Annotated in this window: 18 protein-coding genes, 8 tRNA genes and 1 pseudogene; 23 read left to right on the top strand and 4 right to left on the bottom strand. The window is 39.5% G+C overall.

Going from position 1 to position 19,174, the window contains the following annotated elements; all coding sequences use genetic code 11:
* Positions 1–48 precede the first annotated feature (48 nt).
* The 13 genes from M3226_RS18165 to M3226_RS18105 all read left to right on the top strand — a co-directional run bounded on the left by M3226_RS18165 (position 49) and on the right by M3226_RS18105 (position 5,974).
* Positions 49–125, top strand: a tRNA-Pro gene (locus M3226_RS18165).
* A 13-nt stretch (positions 126–138) separates the two neighbouring features.
* Positions 139–211: transfer RNA gene (locus tag M3226_RS18160), tRNA-Ala, on the top strand.
* 9 nt (positions 212–220) lie between these two features.
* A tRNA-Ser gene (locus M3226_RS18155) sits at positions 221–313 on the top strand.
* Positions 314–477: 164 nt separating this feature from the next.
* A tRNA-Met gene (locus M3226_RS18150) sits at positions 478–551 on the top strand.
* Between the two features lie 3 nt (positions 552–554).
* Positions 555–631, top strand: a tRNA-Asp gene (locus tag M3226_RS18145).
* A 24-nt stretch (positions 632–655) separates the two neighbouring features.
* A tRNA-Tyr gene (locus tag M3226_RS18140) sits at positions 656–740 on the top strand.
* A 5-nt stretch (positions 741–745) separates the two neighbouring features.
* Positions 746–821 (top strand) — tRNA-His (locus M3226_RS18135).
* A gap of 63 nt (positions 822–884) precedes the next feature.
* A tRNA-Gly gene (locus tag M3226_RS18130) sits at positions 885–958 on the top strand.
* Positions 959–1,243: 285 nt separating this feature from the next.
* On the top strand, positions 1,244–1,570 hold the full coding sequence (locus M3226_RS18125; protein ID WP_251567687.1) for a hypothetical protein: 327 nt from the start codon (positions 1,244–1,246) through the stop codon (positions 1,568–1,570).
* Positions 1,571–1,787: 217 nt separating this feature from the next.
* Positions 1,788–2,774: an aldo/keto reductase gene (locus tag M3226_RS18120; RefSeq protein ID WP_251567685.1), complete on the top strand. Its 987-nt coding sequence runs from the start codon at positions 1,788–1,790 to the stop codon at positions 2,772–2,774.
* An 83-nt stretch (positions 2,775–2,857) separates the two neighbouring features.
* Positions 2,858–3,679 carry a dienelactone hydrolase family protein gene (locus M3226_RS18115; RefSeq protein ID WP_251567683.1) on the top strand — a complete coding sequence of 274 codons (822 nt, stop codon included), beginning with the start codon at positions 2,858–2,860 and terminating at the stop codon, positions 3,677–3,679.
* A gap of 305 nt (positions 3,680–3,984) precedes the next feature.
* Positions 3,985–4,980 (top strand): biotin synthase BioB, encoded by a 996-nt coding sequence (gene bioB, locus M3226_RS18110; protein WP_251567680.1) that lies wholly within the window; start codon positions 3,985–3,987, stop codon positions 4,978–4,980.
* Between the two features lie 160 nt (positions 4,981–5,140).
* Positions 5,141–5,974 carry a hypothetical protein gene (locus M3226_RS18105; protein WP_251567678.1) on the top strand — a complete coding sequence of 278 codons (834 nt, stop codon included), beginning with the start codon at positions 5,141–5,143 and terminating at the stop codon, positions 5,972–5,974.
* Positions 5,975–6,102: 128 nt separating this feature from the next.
* Here the strand turns inward: M3226_RS18105 and M3226_RS18100 are convergent, their stop codons facing one another.
* Together M3226_RS18100 and M3226_RS18095 are read right to left on the bottom strand one after the other, a co-directional pair.
* The gene (locus M3226_RS18100; RefSeq protein ID WP_251567676.1) at positions 6,103–7,314 is read right to left on the bottom strand and encodes an MFS transporter; all 1,212 of its coding nucleotides are present in this window, start codon (positions 7,312–7,314) and stop codon (positions 6,103–6,105) included.
* 110 nt (positions 7,315–7,424) lie between these two features.
* On the bottom strand, positions 7,425–8,366 hold the full coding sequence (locus M3226_RS18095; RefSeq protein ID WP_251567674.1) for an ABC transporter substrate-binding protein: 942 nt from the start codon (positions 8,364–8,366) through the stop codon (positions 7,425–7,427).
* Between the two features lie 258 nt (positions 8,367–8,624).
* On the opposite strand from M3226_RS18095, the gene M3226_RS18090 reads away from it, so the two are divergent.
* From M3226_RS18090 to M3226_RS18060, 7 genes and pseudogenes are all read left to right on the top strand, one after another.
* A complete protein-coding gene (locus tag M3226_RS18090) occupies positions 8,625–9,686 on the top strand; it encodes a FecCD family ABC transporter permease (protein ID WP_285857898.1) in 1,062 nt (353 codons plus the stop codon).
* A complete protein-coding gene (locus M3226_RS18085) occupies positions 9,686–10,708 on the top strand; it encodes a FecCD family ABC transporter permease (RefSeq protein ID WP_251567672.1) in 1,023 nt (340 codons plus the stop codon). Before M3226_RS18090 ends, M3226_RS18085 begins: the two co-directional genes overlap by 1 nt.
* A gap of 13 nt (positions 10,709–10,721) precedes the next feature.
* Positions 10,722–11,546, top strand: coding sequence for an ABC transporter ATP-binding protein (locus M3226_RS18080; protein ID WP_251567670.1), 825 nt, complete (start codon positions 10,722–10,724; stop codon positions 11,544–11,546).
* A 20-nt stretch (positions 11,547–11,566) separates the two neighbouring features.
* Positions 11,567–12,586, top strand: a complete 1,020-nt coding sequence (locus M3226_RS18075) for an NAD(P)/FAD-dependent oxidoreductase (protein ID WP_251567667.1) — start codon at positions 11,567–11,569, stop codon at positions 12,584–12,586.
* Positions 12,587–12,655: 69 nt separating this feature from the next.
* Positions 12,656–12,796, top strand: coding sequence for a hypothetical protein (locus M3226_RS18070; RefSeq protein WP_251567666.1), 141 nt, complete (start codon positions 12,656–12,658; stop codon positions 12,794–12,796).
* A 197-nt stretch (positions 12,797–12,993) separates the two neighbouring features.
* Positions 12,994–13,489: pseudogene (locus tag M3226_RS18065) on the top strand (NAD(P)H-dependent oxidoreductase).
* Positions 13,490–13,501: 12 nt separating this feature from the next.
* Positions 13,502–14,626, top strand: coding sequence for an NADH-dependent flavin oxidoreductase (locus tag M3226_RS18060; RefSeq protein WP_251567664.1), 1,125 nt, complete (start codon positions 13,502–13,504; stop codon positions 14,624–14,626).
* 48 nt (positions 14,627–14,674) lie between these two features.
* On the opposite strand, the gene M3226_RS18055 is transcribed toward M3226_RS18060, so the two are convergent.
* Positions 14,675–14,821, bottom strand: coding sequence for a hypothetical protein (locus M3226_RS18055; RefSeq protein ID WP_251567662.1), 147 nt, complete (start codon positions 14,819–14,821; stop codon positions 14,675–14,677).
* 51 nt (positions 14,822–14,872) lie between these two features.
* Positions 14,873–15,250, bottom strand: a complete 378-nt coding sequence (locus M3226_RS18050; protein WP_251567660.1) for a hypothetical protein — start codon at positions 15,248–15,250, stop codon at positions 14,873–14,875.
* Between the two features lie 154 nt (positions 15,251–15,404).
* Here M3226_RS18050 and M3226_RS18045 point away from each other — a divergent pair, with 154 nt between their 5' ends.
* The 3 genes from M3226_RS18045 (at position 15,405) to M3226_RS18035 (ending at position 19,156) form a co-directional block, all read left to right on the top strand.
* Positions 15,405–16,283, top strand: coding sequence for a proline iminopeptidase-family hydrolase (locus M3226_RS18045; protein ID WP_251567658.1), 879 nt, complete (start codon positions 15,405–15,407; stop codon positions 16,281–16,283).
* Positions 16,284–16,431: 148 nt separating this feature from the next.
* Positions 16,432–17,673, top strand: coding sequence for an ATP-binding protein (locus M3226_RS18040; protein WP_251567656.1), 1,242 nt, complete (start codon positions 16,432–16,434; stop codon positions 17,671–17,673).
* A gap of 157 nt (positions 17,674–17,830) precedes the next feature.
* Positions 17,831–19,156, top strand: coding sequence for an MDR family MFS transporter (locus M3226_RS18035; RefSeq protein WP_251567654.1), 1,326 nt, complete (start codon positions 17,831–17,833; stop codon positions 19,154–19,156).
* Positions 19,157–19,174: the final 18 nt, after the last annotated feature.

Raw genomic sequence — 19,174 nt, 5'->3', positions numbered from 1 at the left:
CTACGAATCAAAAGGTCGGGAGTTCGAATCTCTCAGGGCGCACTTTAACGGGAAGTAGCTCAGCTTGGTAGAGCACTTGGTTTGGGACCAAGGGGTCGCAGGTTCGAATCCTGTCTTCCCGACCATTTACTTCGATATGGGGTCTTAGCTCAGCTGGGAGAGCGCCTGCTTTGCACGCAGGAGGTCAGGGGTTCGATCCCCCTAGACTCCACTTTATACTGGAGGAATACCCAAGTCCGGCTGAAGGGATCGGTCTTGAAAACCGACAGGCGGGTTAAACCGCGCGGGGGTTCGAATCCCTCTTCCTCCGCCAGTATGTAATATTTTTTAATTCGCGCAGGGTGGAGCAACGGGCGTTGCTTCAATGAATAATCTGCGAGTTGTACCCATCGAGCTGCAGCTTGATTAAGCCTTCTGAGATGGGGACAGTCAGTAACAATTCCTGGAGCATACTCCAAACTTAATAATTTTAACTATCGCGGGGTGGAGCAGTCCGGTAGCTCGTCGGGCTCATAACCCGAAGGTCGCAGGTTCAAATCCTGTCCCCGCAATTTGGTCTGGTAGTTCAGTTGGTTAGAATGCCTGCCTGTCACGCAGGAGGTCGCGGGTTCGAGTCCCGTCCAGACCGCCATCTTAGTATTTAACTTGTTTTCATGGAGGGGTAGCGAAGTGGCTAAACGCGGCGGACTGTAAATCCGCTCCCTCAGGGTTCGGCGGTTCGAATCCGTCCCCCTCCACCATAATGGCGGCTGTGGCGAAGTGGTTAACGCATCGGATTGTGGTTCCGACATTCGTGGGTTCGATTCCCATCAGCCGCCCCATTCATTTTTTTATTTCAATAAAATTTTATTTGATTCTATTCTTTCTAATAATTTTTAATTAATGCGGGTGTAGTTTACTGGTAAAACCTCAGCCTTCCAAGCTGATGTAGTGGGTTCGATTCCCATCACCCGCTCCATTTTTAACCTATAGCTCTAGTAGCTAGGGCGGACGACTTATAACAATTTTACATAATGATACTAAAAGCGCTTAGAATAGTTTCCAAGTGCTTTTTGTTTTGATAGATTTTATAAGCGTCAGTGACAGAGGAAATTATACCAACGGAAGATGCAGACAATGATCTACTAACAGGGATGAGTATAGGAATGATAAATTACAGTTTAATTAATAAATGAACAACTTTTTCCACTAATCATCATAAATGTATAAGTAGACCTTAAATTTTCCGATTGGAGGAATATTTGTGTATTATGCACGGGTTGTACAATATAAACTGGGAATAGGTCAAAGGGATATAGCTGAGAAGTTAACAAAAGAGTTTGATAAAAAGAGCAGAAAATTAGTTGGATTTAGAGGTAGTGTTTATTTTTTCGATGACCCTTCCGGTGAATATCGGGCATTAAGTTATTGGGATACGAAAGAGGAAGCCGAGCAGGCGCATAAAAAATTATTCCCTGAGCTAGAAGGCAAACTTCTAAGCGTTACTAGAGAAAAACCTATTGTTAAATTTTATGAAGTCTTTGAAGCAACTGATGACGAAGACCTTATGGCTTCACATATTAAAATCTAATCAATTAAAGAACTCAGATTAAAAGCCAATCGATGGAACTATTCTGGGTTCTTTTCATTTAGCTCACTTTTTTTTGAAAAAGTGTATCTAATGGAAAATTTCTCCTTCATTTCGTATAATCAATATGGTAACAAGAGTTATTCATCTTTTAAGTTTCCGTATGTTAATCGAAGCTGTGGTTTTTGCAGTATTACAACTGAAAAAGAGAGGTTGAAAAATGCAAAAGAGAACATTGGGACGTAATGGATTGGAAGTATCCGCACTTGGGCTTGGCTGTATGGGAATGTCCGATTTTTACAGTGGAAGAAATGATGAAGAATCGATTAAGACTATTCACCATGCACTCGGATTAGGGATTACCCTTCTAGATACGGCCGATATGTATGGGGTCGGAAAAAATGAAGAATTAGTGGGACAGGCTATTAAGAATCACCGTGATCAAGTTGTAATTGCCACTAAGTTTGGTAATGTAAGGGGCAGTAACGGAGAGTTTCTAGGCATTAATGGACGCCCGGAGTATGTTAAACAAGCATGTGAAGCTAGTCTTCGTCGTTTAGGTGTGGATTATATTGACCTTTATTACCAGCACCGAGTTGATCCAAAGACGCCGATTGTAGAAACTGTCGGAGCGATGGCTGATTTAGTAAAAGAGGGAAAAGTGCGCTATCTTGGTTTATCAGAAGCAGCCCCTCAAACGATTAAACGTGCCCACAGTATACATCCAATAACCGCAGTTCAAACCGAATATTCCTTATGGAGCAGGGACGTTGAGGACGAAATTTTACCTCTTTGCCGTGAGCTTGGGATTGGTTTTGTACCCTACAGTCCATTAGGAAGAGGATTTTTAACCGGTCAGATTCAAAGATTTGATGACTTAGCTGAGGATGACTATCGCCGCTATTCGCCACGTTTTCAAGGTGGAAATTTTCAAAGGAACTTAGACCTCGTAAATAAAATTAAAGAAATTGCCAATGAAAAAAACTGCCAGCCTTCCCAATTAGCACTTGCTTGGCTATTAGCTCAAGGGGAGGATATCGTCCCTATTCCGGGAACAAAGAGGATCCAATATCTAGATGAGAATATCGGGGCATTATCTATTGTTTTAACAAAATCTGATCTTGCCCGCATCAATGAAGTAGCCCCTCGGGGTGCAGCTGCCGGTGAACGTTATCCGGAAGCGGGAATGAAGGGTGTTAATCTGTAATTGACAGTATCTGAGAACGATAGGCTCTCTTTTACATAGGTAAAGTGAGAGGTTAATTAAGATTTGAATGGAGGACTCAATGAATGCCAGTAGAAACAAATTGGGTACGTTATGGGAAGAACCAAGAATATATCGGATACATGGCTAAAATGGATCGAGTCAATGAAAACCTACCGGCCGTAATTGTAATCCAAGAGATTTGGGGCGTAGATACCCATATCCGAGATATAACAGAAAGATTTGCACAAGCAGGATACCTTGCTTTTGCTCCCGATTTATATGTGGAGAATGCTGAGCGAATGGAAGATTTAAAAGAAGAGCGAGTAGTAGAGGTAAGAAATTTTCTAGATACTCTGCCTCATACGGTTTGGAATAACCCTGATGAAAGGGAGCAGGCGATTCGCGAACTTGAAGAAGGAAAACAAAACCGTGTGACCCAAACCTTTGAGAGAATGTTTGGAGGAATCCAATCCTCTGTATATATTGAAAACCTATTAGCAGCTTCTTCATTTTTACGGACAGAGTGCGAAGCGTCAAAAGGCCAAGGAGTTGTTTCGATTGGTTTCTGTATGGGTGGAGCTCTGTCAGGATTATTAGCCTGCCGAGATCCACAATTAAAAGGTGCAGTAATTTTTTATGGTACCGCACCTTCTGAGGAAGAACTAAAGAACATTAATTGTCCTCTGTATGGTTTTTATGGTGATCTTGATAAGCGGATTTCAGATCATGTGCCTGCTTTTGCTGATCAAATGAAGAGGAATCAAAAGTCGTTTGATTATCAAATCTATCAAGATACCCATCATGCGTTTTTTAATGATACGAGATCTTCTTATAATGTCTCTGCGGCAAGGGATGCATATCAAAAGGTATTACAATTCTTTAATCAAGTGCTGGCTAAGGAATAGTTGGTTGTAGTGAAAACAGTAGTAATGGAAAGAGACTTATAGAGATTACTTTTAATCATAAGAGAAACGAGGGGCATTATAAATCACTCCTCGTTTCTTTTTTATTTTTTTACAACATATGCCAGGCATGGATAAGAAAACCGGGATTGTCTTCTTTTGTCCGAAAAATTTAAGCTTTATAGCTCTTAGCCAACTACTGTATTTCTATTGTTAACTTTATCTTAATTTTAGTTGACAATATTAAAGTAAAACTATTATTCTTAATTTATGGTAAAAATTTCTTTTAAAAATAGGAGTGTGAATGGATGAGTATGTGGAAAGAAATGGCGCAGAAAGTAATTGAAGGTAATCCAATATCCAAAGAGGAAGCTTTAAATATTCTTAATTCTCCTGATAAAGAATTATTAGAGGTTCTACAAGGGGCATATTTAATCAGACATCATTATTATCGCAATAAAGTAAAGTTGAATATGATCGTCAATACCAAATCTGGTTTGTGCCCAGAAAACTGTGGATACTGCTCTCAATCAAGTATTTCTACAGCACCAATTAAAAAATATCGAATGATGGATAAGGAAGAAATCCTAAAAGGCGCAGAACGAGCTTATCAGCTTAATGTTGGTACATACTGTATAGTTGCTAGCGGCAGGGGTCCAAGCCATAACGAAGTAGAGCAAGTTGTGTCTGCTGTAAAGGAGATAAAGGATAAGTACAATTTAAAAGTCTGCGCCTGCCTTGGTATATTAAAACCTGACCAAGCAAGAAAACTAAAGGAAGCTGGTGTTGATCGATACAACCATAATCTAAATACTTCCGAAAATCACCATGAAAACATCACCACATCACATTCCTATCAAGATCGAGTCAATACGGTTGAGCTGATAAAGGAAACAGGAATCTCTCCTTGCTCCGGAGTGATTGTTGGCATGAAGGAAACGAAAGAAGATGTCGTAGATATGGCATTTAGTCTACATGCGATTGATGCAGACTCTATTCCTATTAATTTTTTGCATGCCATTGACGGAACACCACTCGAGGGAACACATGAGTTAAACCCAAGATACTGTTTAAAGGTATTAGCCCTCATGCGTTTTGTCAATCCAACAAAAGAAATTCGTATCTCTGGAGGTCGTGAAGTGAATTTACGCAGTCTTCAGCCTCTAGGTTTGTATGCTGCGAATTCCATTTTTGTAGGAGATTATTTAACCACTGCTGGGCAAGATAGCACGGCAGACCATCAAATGTTAGAGGATTTGGGTTTTGAAATTGAGTTTATAAAAGAGACTACTCAAGTAAGGTAAAATCTTATGAAAAATATCCATTGAAAGGCAATCTCCGGATTGTCTTTTTTTGTTTTATGGGTTAGACAATGATCCTGATGTTAGGAATTGCTGCTTTACGATTATATAATAATGTTAGTTACTTGAAGAAAAATGTACTTCAACCGAGAGGAATTAGAAAATGAGTATCTTTTTATCTTTTTTACATACTTTGCTAATTAGTTTTTTAGAAATGTTTTATCTTGTAGGATTAATCATCGTCATTGGTCTTATCTTAGGTGCACTTGAAAGGTTATCCAATACATATTTAGTCCGTACCTTTGGGTCTAGAGGGGTAATGGTGACTGCATGGATTGGCACACCTATTCATGAAATGGGCCATCTTCTTCAATGTTTTATATGGGGACATCGTGTTACGAGGGTAAGATTGCTTCAATTAAATCATCCATCCGGCATTCTTGGTTTTGTAGAACATCATTACAATCCGAATAGTATGTATCAGCAAGTTGGAAATTTTTTTATTGGGCTAGGACCGATTTTTAGTGGTATCGGCTCTTTGATTTTAGGTATGTATCTTTTGGTCCCGGCATCTTTTTGGGCTTTTAGGACAGAATTGGAACAACGTATTAAATTTGAGAGGCTGGATGTTACGGTTTTAAAAACCATTGGTGAATCCGTTTCGGTAATTTGTAAGAATCTTTTTACATTGGAAAATTTAATAAATCCTCTTTTTTGGATTTTTTTAGTTATTGCGTTTAGTATTTCTTCTCATATTGCATTGAGTAAATCGGATATTAGGGGTTCTGCCAGAGGGTTAAGTATGATTTTTTTCATTCTATTTTTGTTTAATATCATATCTAATTTACTTAATTGGGATACATACGAAATGATTCTCAAACTAACAGGTTATAATGCCTTTGTACTTGCTTTTGGGAGTGTTGCTTTACTGTTTTCCTTTACTACTTTAATTATTAGTATTCTTCTTTTTAATGTGAAAAGATTATTGGTACGATAAAAAAGCTAATGTGAGATTTACTCGGACAGCACAGATAGAAAAACGAGTGGGAGCTGTCCGAACCCAAGGTCTTTCAGACAGCTCGAAGCGAGAAATACCCTAAAATTCGTCAGAAATTGCTGCCTGGTTTAAAATACATCCTGCTTCTGTTCTAGTGTTGTGCCAAAACGATTGTTTCTGTTTCTACCATAAAAAATCGCAGTCATGAAAATAGAGAGACTGCCGAAAGCAACACACATTAATTGAAGACCCATAAAATCTAAAAGAAAGCCCGACAAAAGAAGGACAATCTGGTATGTAACCCGGTCAAGCATATTCCGAAAAGAGAAAAAACGGCCATGAAAATCCTTTGGTACCTGTGTTTGAAAAATTGTAGCAGCAGTAGGAAAAAAACTGCCGACTGAAAATCCAAATAATAGAAAAACAAACACCGTTACAAGTGGATTAGCTGCAAAATAAAGCAAAAGCTGTGATAACCCAATCACGAAAGAACTGCCGAACAAGACAACGTAAGGGGATAACTGATTATTTATTTTTCTAATCAACAGAGCACCGATCATAAAGGATATTCCTTCAGCCGCATAGACCCAGCCTTTAATTGCTGTATTCCCTTGAATTTCACTTATGTTAATGACCATCAGGTTAAATCCACCAAGAAAAAGAGTAGGGACAATCGTAATTAATAAGGTCATAAAGACAATTGGTACGCCATTAATAATGGGAAATACCTGTTTGAATCCTGCCTTTTCAAGTGGTTGCTTCTCAAGTTTAATAGCCTTGTTTTCATTGATATCCAAGAAAAAGGTAAGGATAAATAAACCGACGTAAGTTACCAATGAACCGATATATAAAAAAGAAAGAGGAAGGACAACTAATAAGAAACCGCCAAGCGCTGTCCCAATAATCCGGGAAAGTGTTGACACATTCATATGAATACCATTCAACTGAAGTAAATCCTTTTCAGCTACAACTAATGGCAAAGTTGCCTGTAGAGCAGGAAAGTAAAATGCTACAGAGATCTGCAGTAGAATAAGAAATAGAACCATCCACCAAATAGACCCTGTCGTAATCGCAATAAGCATAAAAACAACACTTATGATTCGGACAAGACCTGCGATAAGCATTACATTTTTTTTACTTGATCGATCCGTTAGTCTACCTGCATAAGGGCCAAATGCTAAACCAGCTAATAGCCCGATTGTCATTAGAAGTGACTTTAAAAAGTCTGAAGGGACCTTTTCCTGCATGAATTCTAAATCACCAATTATACCGAGCCATAGTCCCAAACCAGCAATAAATTCCCCTGTTAATAGAATCCATATATTTTTGTTTCTCCACATAAACTTTGCTCCTCAATAATCGCACTATAAATTAATATTTTACCATAAGATTTTTAAATTTTTATATAAAAACAGAGCAAGTCTTAAAAAAGTACTTGCTCTGCCATTGATTATTTAGTTAATGATTTCTCGACCGCTTCAATCGTTTTTTCGCTTGCAATTAACCCGTTAATCGTCCAGAAAGTTGGATCGTTCATCTCATACACATGACCATTCTTGACAGCATCAAGGCCGTTCCAGATTGAGCTTTTACTTAACAGGTCAAGGCCCGCTTCACCTTTTTTGCTGATAAGGAAAACGTGGTCTGCTTTAATTTCCGGTAATTTCTCTAGGGCAATTGGATCCCATTGAACGGCCGCATCGCCTAAATTTTTAACGAAGTCAGGCTGTTTTATACCTAAGTCATTGTATAGTACGTTCGCGCTGAAACGATTGTGTTCCATAAGGTAAAACTTATCGGCCATTACCCAGATGAGCGCAACGGATTCGTCACCAATCGACTTATGAATCTTCGCTTTTGCAGCTGCTGCTTTCGTATCGTAATTGGCAAGGGCTTCTTTTGCCTTGTCCTGCTTACTTAAAATCTCACCCATTTGAGTAAGCTGTTTACGCCAGTCAGAACTAATTTCATCCTTAAAAACGTAAGTTGGGGCAATTTTCTTATATTCCTCATATTGTCCTTTTTGAATCGCAGAAGGGGAGCTGAAGATGATTAAATCAGGATTATTACTAATCACTTGCTCTAGAGGGAGGTCCCAGCTAATTTTTGGAACACCTTTTAACTCAGGCTGAAGATAATCTAATACCGTATCGCCGATGGACCATTGTGCGGCTGGCGTCACACCGAGTGCCACCAAAGAATCTTCTAGGTATGGGGCAATGATTTTCTTTGGATTCGCTGGCATGACCACTTCACCTTTGGCGTCTGTTAATTTAACTTCCGACGTTTTATCTTCGGTATTTTTGGTATCCTCTGAAGAATTACTACATGCGCTTACCAAAAATAAAATTGAAAGTAAGGTGAATACAAGAGTTAGGTGCTTTTTAAACATGATTTTCCTCCTTATGTATGAATAAATGTTAGCTGATGCAAATGATAATCATTTTCAACTAAACAGTCAATAAGGAAATCGCTATTATTTTCACTTAATTGCGAAAAAAGTGTGAAGGATATTATTGGAATTACCTTTTAATAATATGTACATATTGAAAAACATTTATCTAAACTTTATACTAATGATAATGATTATCATTATACTAGTAGGTAAATATCAAAAGTTTTTCTTGCTATAAAAGAGAGGGTGTTCCTTTTGAATGGATATGCCAAGAGTCACAGTGGTGTTACAAATCATTCTGAACAGCACAAAACAAAACGGAAAACATCCCTTAAAGGTACATTCGTTTTAGTTTTAGGTATCATTTTCATTTTTATTTTTATCGGTATTTCCATTGCTTATGGTGCAGCAAACATTAAACTAACAACCGTATGGGAAGCGGTCACCCATTTTAATTCAAACCTTGCCTCCCACCAAATCATTCAAGAAATCCGTATGCCAAGGGCCATTGGTGCGGTGATGGTCGGTGCCTTGCTTGCAGTTTCCGGGGCTATCATACAAGGATTAACCCGTAATCCGCTTGCATCTCCTTCCATCATGGGCGTTACCGATGGGGCAGCGTTTGCTATCGTTGTGATGCTGTCCTTCTTTCCAACGGTCACCATTTTAGGGCTGACCATTTCGTCGTTGGTGGGTGCGGGAGTTGGTGTAACTCTTGTCTTTACGATAGGTGCTTTTTCAAAAGGGGGGCTGACACCGGTTAAACTGGCACTTGCAGGTGTGGCAGTTGGCTCCATGCTTAGTGCTATTTCAAGTGCGTTTGCTCTACATTTTCAAGTGGCAAAGGATATGAGCTTTTGGTATGCCGGCGGGTTAACGTCTATCAGCTGGACATCCATTAAAATATTATCTATTGCAGGAATCGCAGGATTCCTTCTTGCCATGCTCATCTCACGTTCAATTACAATCTTGAGTCTTGGAGAAGAGGTTTCAAAGGGCCTTGGTCAAAAACCCCTACTGATAAAATCCCTTGGTGTAACCGTAGTACTGGTTTTAACAGGTGCTGCCGTATCCGTTGCAGGAGCCGTCGGCTTTATTGGATTAGTCATCCCCCATATTTCGCGGTTTATCATCGGTTCTGATTACCGCTGGATTATCCCAATTTCTGCTGTTTTAGGAGGACTTCTATTAGTCCTGGCCGATATTGCTGCTAGGATGGTAAACGCTCCTTATGAAACCCCCGTGGGTGCCATCACCGCGATTATCGGAGTACCCTTTTTCCTATACCTTGCACGTGGGGAAAGGAGAGGGCTGTAATGAATGAGGTTTACACAAAACGGAGAAAATTTATCTTAACCATAAGTATTTTAATCATCCTTACATTCCTTACGTTTATTATAAGTCTTAATTTAGGGGTTGTAAGAATAGCACCTATAGATGTCATTAAAACATTGATAGGGCAAGGTACTGCTCGCGATCGGCTTGTTTTGGTTGATTTTCGATTGCCAAGAATGTTTTTATCTTTATTGATTGGTGCGGCCCTGGCGGTTTCGGGAGCCATTCTTCAGGGTGTTTCTAAAAATGATTTAGCCGACCCTGGAATCTTAGGTATAAATGCAGGTGCGGGTTTTACTGTTATTCTATTTATCTATTTCTTTCAAGGGTCAATGAACGATGTCTCTTCTACATATGGCGTTTTTCTTTTGCCTTTATTCGCTTTACTAGGAGCACTTATTGCGGCATTGTTGATTTATTCGATTGCTTGGAAAAAAGGGATTGATCCTGTTCGTCTGATCTTAGTTGGAATAGGTGTAAATTCCGGTTTTGGCGCCGCCATTGTGATTTTTCAACTGAAAATGAACCCTCAGGACTTCATGCAAGCAGCGGTTTGGCTATCAGGGGATATTTGGGGGGCAAATTGGCGGTTCGTTTCCATCATTGCCCCATTAATCCTTTTAGTGCTTCCATATGCGATTTATAAGTCACATATTCTGAATGTATTAAATCTCGGCGATCAAGTTGCAACTGGCCTCGGAATACGAGTTGAGAAGGAACGAAGAATATTACTAATGGTGGCAGTTGCGCTGGCAGGATTTAGTGTGGCTGCTGGAGGAGGCATTGCCTTTCTTGGATTAGTTGCCCCGCATATTGCAAGAAAATTTATCGGGCCAAAACACCAGCTGCTACTGCCGGTCACGGCTATCTTAGGGGCATTACTCCTCTTAGCTGCCGATGCAATTGGGAAAAACTTACTAGCTCCGACCGGGATACCAGCTGGAATTGTCATAGCCATATGCAGCGCTCCCTATTTTATCTACCTACTCATGAAAGCAAAATAAAGGAGGAACAAATATGGTCTCACTTTCAACTGAACATCTTCAAATAGGTTACGGGGATAAGATCATTGTCGAGAAATTAAATTTAAACATAAATAAAGGTGAGATTACCACAATCATCGGGGCGAATGGCTGCGGAAAATCGACGATTCTCAAAACCTTAGCTCGTGTTCATCATGCTAATGCTGGCGTGATTTATTTGGATGGCAAGATGATCCACAAAATTCCCACAAAGGAGATCGCTAAAAAAATGGCAGTACTTCCACAGAGCCCAGAAGCGCCAAGTGGGTTAACCGTTTATGAATTAATCTCTTTTGGCCGTGCTCCCCATCAAGGAGGGTTTGGCAGGCTATCCGAGAAAGACCGAACTGTGATTCAGTGGGCTTTAGAGGTTACAGGGCTTTCTTCATTTGCTGACCAAGCAGTGGATGCTCTATCTGGCGGGCAGCGACAGCGTGCTTGGATTGCGATGGCAATTGCCCAAGAAACAGAATTATTGCTGTTGGATGAACCGACGACCTATTTGGATATGGCTCATCAACTTGAAATTTTACAGTTGTTGGAAAAATTGAACAAAGAAGAAGGGCGGACCATTGTGATGGTCATTCATGACTTAAACCATGCAGCCCGTTTTTCCCACCATATGGTCGCTCTTCGCGGTGGGAAATTAGTGAAGGAAGGATCTGCAGAAGAGGTTATGACACACGAGGTGTTAAAAGAGGTTTTTCATATTGATGCAGAAATTGTGAAAGATCCTAGGACAAATAAGCCTGTCTGTCTTTCCTATGACCTGCTCAAGAGAGACACACAAATGGCAAGGCAAAACGCAGTAAGCTTTTAAATGTAAAAATGGATGGGGATATGATGAAACTTTATGATGTTACGATCATTGGCGGTGGTCCAGTCGGTTTATATACAGCCTTTTATTGCGGAATGAGAGAAATGAAAACCAAAATAATCGAATACCTGCCCTATTTAGGAGGAAAGGTGTCTTATTTTTATCCTGAAAAGGTAATCGGCGATATTGGCGGAATCCCTGCGATTACTGGGGAAAAACTAATTAAACAGTTAGAAGATCAGGCAAGAACCTTTAATCCAAGCATTGTTGTAAATCAACAAGTGATGGAAATAGAAAGGCTTGCAGATAGAACTTTCCTTTTGACTAGTCATAATGGAGAGAAGCATCATACTAAAACGATTATTTTGGCAACTGGTTTCGGAACGATTAAAAATTCAAAACTTGATCTTGAACATGCTGAGAAATATGAAGGGACGTATCTTTTTGACACAGTTGAAAATTTCAAGCACTTCGAGAATCGCCGAGTTTTAATTTTTGGCGGGGGAAACTCTGCGGTGGACTGGGCCAACCGATTACTGCCGATTGCCAAGCAGGTGACCATTGTTCACCGGAGGAACGAGTTTACCGGTATTGAACGGAATATTGCAAACCTTAAAAACTCCAAGGCCGTCATTTTGACACCATACATTCTCGATGCCCTGCATGGAGAGGAAGCGTTGGAGAGTGTACTTGTTAAACATATTAATACGACTGAAACAATTGAAATCGAAGTGGATGCCGTTCTCCTAAATCATGGTTTTTCCATTGACCTAGGAGGTATTAAACAATGGGGGTTTGAATTTGAGAACGGCAGTATAAAGGTGGACAGCACTATGCAAACCAATATGGAGGGGATTTTTGCAGTAGGAGATATTGCTGGTTATATCAATAAACTGCATTTAATTACCGGTGGATTCTTTGAGGGTCCTACGGCGGTTAATAGTGCCAAAGCTTACATAGAACCGAACAAAAAACTTAAACCTATCTTTTCAACTACCCATTCCAAACTCCAGCAAATAAGAAAGACAGGTATTACGGATTAATTTAGATGATTATTTTTTTAAAAAGAACCGCAAAATAAGAAGGTGATGTCTTAACAAGGAGGAGTTTCAATGTCAAAAGATAAGCACACACCTTCAACGGAAGTGGACCAAAAGAAATTATTAAATGATAAAGTGGAAAAAGCTCGTCAAAACAATTTTGAGGATGATCACATCCGAAGAGTGACTCCAAATGGTGCACAAGGCGAGTAATACTCTCCTTCTAAAATCAATAACGATTGCAGAATGTCATTTTTATGATATTCTGCTTTTTTGATTGTTTGAGCATGCCAGCTAAAGGGAAAAAATAAACGGAGAATGGACTGAAGGGTTAATCGGTAAACTAACCTTGTTTATGATTATTGCTAAGGAGTATATTACATGGGTAACAAGGAAGCAAAAAGCAGAAAATTTTAGAGGCCTTTCAATTTAGGCACGCTACCAAACGATTTAACTCAGAAAAAAGGTTTCAGATGAAGACTTTCACTTCTGGAAGAATATCACCCAGTTCTATTGGTTTTGAACCATGGGTATTCTTAGTGGTACAACATCGCTCGTTACGGAAAAAATTGAGAGAGGTATCGTGGGGGGCTCAGGGACAGCTTCCAACAGCCAGTCATTTTGTGGTGATTTTAGCCCGCACAGATGTGAGATATGATTCTCACTATGTCGTCAATCATATGAAAGATGTAAAAAAAATGCCGGATGACTTTCTTCGAAATGTACAAATTCGGTATAAATCCTTTTGACTATCAAGCGGTTAATGACATTCCTGAAAAAGAAGGTTTGTTAGAGGAAGGAAAATTACGGGTTTCGGTTATGGCTGCTTTTGGATACCGAGAGGAAAATCCGAAACGGGAAAAAACAAGGAAAGAACTAAACCAAATCGTGAAATGGGTGAATTAGGAGGTTGTGCAAATGAATTCAAAATATGCTCCATTTTTCGAGCCGTTTACGTTTTCTAGCGGAGTTGAAGTTAAGAACCGTATTGTTATGGCTCCCATGACGAATTTCTCATCCAATTCTGATGGGACGGTGACCGACGCGGAGGTAAAGTATTACGCAAGACGTTCTAGTGGAGCGGGAATGGTCATTACCGCATGTACGTATGTAACCGCTAATGGTAAAGGTTTCCATGGTGAATTTGGCGGGGATCGTGATGAACTAATTCCAAGTTTAAAGCAGGTTGCAAATGCAATCAAAGAACAAGGGGCAAAGGCCGTTTTGCAAATTTTTCACGGCGGCAGACAGTGTCCGCCTGAGTTAGTGAAGAATGGAGAAATTGTTAGTGCGAGTGCGATTCCAGCTGAAGGGGATGGGAAACCTGTTCCAAGAGAATTAACGGATCAAGAAATCGAATCGATTATCCATGATTTTGGTGAAACAACTCGCCGGGCGATTGAAGCGGGTTATGATGGTGTCGAATTACATGGTGCAAACGGATATTTAATTCAACAATTCTTCTCACCTCATTCTAATATTCGTGAGGACCGCTGGGGAGGAAGCATTGAAAAGCGGCTCAGCTTTCCGTTGGCGGTAGTAGATGAAGTGAAAAAAGTGGCAGCGGAGCATGCGAGGGGACCTTTTATGATTGGCTATCGCTTTTCTCCAGAAGAGCCAGAAACGCCAGGCATTACGATGGCGGAAACCTTAGTCTTGATTGATGCCCTTGCTGACAAAAATTTGGATTATCTGCATGTCTCTTTACAGGAATTTTGGTCTAAACCAAGACGTGGAGTAGAGGATTCACGCGCAAGGATTGAAATCATTCATGAAAGAGTCGGTGACAAGGTTCCAGTCATTGGAGTAGGTTCTCTATATACCGCTGATGAAGCGCTAAAAGCCATTCAAACGGGAGTACCATTTATTGCCCTGGGCCGTGAATTAATTATCGATCCTGATTGGGTACAAAAAGTGAGTGAGGGTCGTGAAGCCGAGATTGTGACGAAGATCGATAAAAACAAACAACAGGAACTGGTTGTACCAGATCCACTTTGGCAAGCGATTATTCACACACCTGGATGGTTTCCGATGAATGAATAACCAAAGGCATCCCTCGATTGGGATGCCTTTAAATCACTGTCTCTGCCATCAGGAGTATTGATTATCGCTTTCGGCATCATTGCTGTTAATCATTTCTTTCACGTCCTGTGAAATTTTATCAAATGTTTGGTTGACCCTATTCATTATTTCCTCATTATTCGTTGTTCCAGTATATTGCTCATTGTTTTTTTCCATTTTCTTCACCTCCATTTTTATCGTTTGTAAAATAGCCTTGGTTTATTACGATTACTGTTTGTATTCTGCCTGATATGAATTTTCTCCAGCATGTACCGATAATAATGTATCTGCATAACCGATTAATCGATTAATAATTTCATCCGAAATTCCATAGACGAGATGATGGAGGTCTTTGTTATGCAATGCTGGATCATCAAAAATAATGGTGGTGTTAATAAAGATTTCTTTCGTGCCTAATAGATTGTAATGAATGATGGTTTTCCCTGCAGCACCGCCCGTTATGGGGTCTTTATAGTTTGGTAAAAAGATATACCATTCTTCTGCAGAGGGTGAGCGGAAATTCTTTGTAAAGATCATGCCTCTTACTTCATCGTCGATCTGCCTTTTTGTATGATTGCTGATTGCCTCCACAATGTTATCCTCCATGTTACCCCTTCTTTCTAACCCCAAGTAGTTAAATTTAACTTTCCCCACTTTTCCATATCTCTTACATAATAATGGTAAGTTATTATTATTACATTGTAGAATAGTATAGAAATGGTTTTACCCGAGAAAGAGATCGTATTTGCAGGGAGAGATTATGATGTATCAAGAGGGATTAATTGAAGTAACTGGAGGAAAAGTTTGGTATCAAAAATTTGATGAGAACGGAAAAGGGACACCTTTGATTGTTTTACATGGCGGGCCGGGGTCCTCATGTTTTTCATTACAAGGATTAAGGAAACTAAGCAAAGATCGTCCCGTCATCTTATATGATCAGTTAGGCTGTGGCCGTTCTGACCGGCCATCGGATAATCACTTATGGCGGCTTGAGAGATTTGTAGAAGAATTAGCTCAAGTACGTGGAGCGCTAAACCTTGATGTCGTACATATTCTTGGTCATTCCTGGGGAACCACACTTGCTGCAGCCTACGCTTTAACCAAACCAGTTGGGATAAAGAGTATTATTTTTTCGAGTCCCTGCCTCAGTGCACCAAGGTGGGAGCAAGACCAGAAACGGAACCTTAAAAAACTTCCAATTGACGTACAAGAGACCATCAAATGCTGTGAAGAAAATGGAACAACAGACTCAGAAGAATTTGAAGCGGCAATAGAGATATTTAGTAAGCATTTCGTGAATCGGTTAGAGAGAAAGCCAGAATGGCTCGAGAAAAGACCACCAGAATATCGAAATTCTGAAATCTATAATATCATGTGGGGGCCGTCCGAGTTTACCGTTCTGGGTAATTTAAAAGAATTTGACTGCACTCCACAGCTAAAGGACATCACATGCCCAATGTTATATACATGCGGACGATTTGATGAAGCAACGCCTGAAACCACAAAGTATTATAGCAGACTGTCACCCAACTCCAAGTTTCATGTATTTGAGAAAAGTGCCCATATGGCCTACATCGAAGAACCAGAAGAGTACCTAAGCGTAATGGGAGATTTCCTAAAAACAATCGATTGTCAATAACAGAGGTTTATTTAGCAACTTAGGATATCAAGCTGTTATATTTATAGAAGATTTGCGATAATATGGAGAAACTTAGAGGATAAATTAGTTTTTTGGCGAATATACTCTCGCAGAGCTACTATTCTTGAACTATATAGAGGATATTAAGATGAAAAGAAAAGGACAACTCATTCTGGTTTCTATATCTATCGTTTTTACAATTTTTCAGAAACTGACAGATCAACACGATTTACTTACTTTAGACTTTTTTATTTTTACCATAATTGCTTGGTTTGTCGGGTGGCAATATGATAAAGCACGTTACTATGAAAAAAAAGCCCGTGCCAGTGAGGAGAGTTATAAGAAATTAATTGATTCGATGCCGCAGCCAGTTTATATTACACAAAATCATCGCTTTCTCTATGCAAATCATGCTGCTGTCAAGATGGCTGGCTTTGCTTGCAGAGAAGAGATGATTGGAAAATACTTATTTGATTTTATTCTTCCTGAGTATAAAGATCGGTTAATGGAAAGATTTAAACAGATCAATAAAGAGAAAAGTCCAGTTAACACCATCGAATACAAGGCCAAACGAATAGATGGGTCCACATTCTTTTTCGAAGTAACGTCCTTATTTATCTCATACGGCGGGGAAAAGGCTGTTTTATCGATTGGAAAAGATATTACTGATCGGAAGGAACAAACGGAGAGCCTTCTGCAAAAGTCTGAAAAGCTGGCCTTGTTAGGTCAAATGGCTGCTGGCATTGCCCATGAAATCCGCAATCCACTCACTTCCATAAGAGGGTTTATTCAACTATTTAAGTCCCATCATCTAAAAGATGAATACTTTGATATCGTATTATCAGAGCTTGATCGGATTAATGCCATTGTTAGTGAATTTCTGGTATTAGCAAAACCAACCGCAGCCGTTTATAAGGAAAGTGATATAACGGAATTACTAAATGATGTTGTGACTCTAATTGGCACCCAATCTATTTTAAATAATGTGGAGATAGCAGTGGAATATGAGAAGGATCTGCCAATGGTCAGCTGTGAAGAGAATCAATTAAAGCAAGTTTTTCTTAACCTTTTTAAAAATGCGATTGAAGCCATGCCGAATGGTGGGAAAATTGGAGTTAATGTAAGGAAAAAGGGTGAAGGACAAATTGCAATTCAGATTATGGATGACGGGGTCGGAATACCACAAGAAAGAATTTCGACGCTTGGCGAACCCTTTTATACGACAAAGGAAAAGGGTACAGGACTCGGTTTAATGACTTGTTACAAAATCATCGAGAGTCATCATGGTATCCTTGATATTCAAAGTACTGTAAATAAAGGAACAACAATTGAAATTATACTACCATCGATCACCCAGACATTATTGAAAATTGAACCCATTAAAGTATAACAAATTTATATTACTAATTAAGGCTCTAACCATATGGTTAGGGCTCTTTTCCTTAATTTGAGTCCTTTTTACTAATAAAAATAATAGATATTTTGCTATAATGGTAAATGCACCTATTTTTTATATGTCAAAAAAAGGGAGTGAATAGGGGGTTTTTATGAATAGAAATAAATATGTTTTTTGGGGACTTGTCATTACGACCCTAATTTCAGCACTCGATGCGAATATTATGCAAACAGCAAGCCCAACCATTGTAAAGCAGCTCGGTGGAATGGAGTTGTTTGCCTGGGTTTTTTCGGTTTATATGTTAGCAAGTACTATTACCGTGCCGCTTTATGGGAAACTTTCCGATATGTATGGTCGAAAGAAACTTTTAATGATTTCGGTTGGATTATTCACCTTTGGTTCCATTCTGTGTGGTATGGGCAATTCGATGGTGATGCTAATTGTCTTTAGAGGAATTCAAGGCCTAGGTGCCGGCGGGATGGTTCCACTTTCCATGATTATTGTTGGAGATTTATTTACGATTGAACGGCGCGGGAAAATTCAAGCCGTTTTTAGCAGTATTTGGGCCATCTCTTCTATTGTTGGTCCGATTTTAGGATCCTTTTTCGTAGAAGCGTTAACATGGAGATGGATTTTCTTCATCAATATTCCTATCGGAATTGCAACTGTTTTATGTTTGATTCCATACAAGGAAACTACTGAATTTCGCAAGGCCCATATTGACTACAAGGGATTTTTCTTATTTGGGATTTCAATTGCACTTTTACTTTTGTCCACCAATGTCAGCAAGCCGTTTTGGTATCTCGTAATTGCCTTTATTGGGATGCTGGTTTTTGTGTTGGTTGAAAGAAAGGAAGAACAGCCATTTCTACCAGTTTCTCTATTTAAAAATAAAGGTATTCTAAGAACAAATCTTTTTATGTTATTTTACTGCCTTTCTTTTTTCGGTACTTCGAATTTTATTCCATTGTTTTTACAAGAAGGCCAGCATATGAGTATATATAAAAGTGGATTGATTCTATTAAGTATTGCGGCCGGATGGATGTTTGGCAGTACGCCCGCAGGGAAATGGATAATACGGTTTGGCTACAAACCTTTATTTATAGTTGGCAGTTTTATTACCACTATCTCTGGACTTTTGCTTTATTTATTTATTAATGACATATCCTATCTTGTTTTGTTTCTAATTTTGACTGTCCAAGGGGTGGCATTTGGCTTGTTGTTCGCAGTTGGAACGATTGCGTCTCAAGAGTTTGCAGAAGCCCATATTAAAGGTATGTCGACCTCTCTGCAGATTTTCCTGCGTAACATCGGGACATCTGTTGGGGTGACCATAATGGGGTTGCTCATTAACCAAGCGGCTAATATTAGTATTGGGATGAAAAATGTGTTCCTATATGCACTTATTTTAAGTTTAGTTACTGTTGGGATCAGTTTTATGATTCCAGCGAAGACTGATGCGGAGGTAGGGAAGTAAATACTGTAAAATCCGGTC

It is taken from the genome of Neobacillus cucumis (assembly GCF_023715505.1).
Note: the sequence above shows the minus strand (reverse complement) of the source record. Positions and strands in the feature narration are given on the sequence as shown.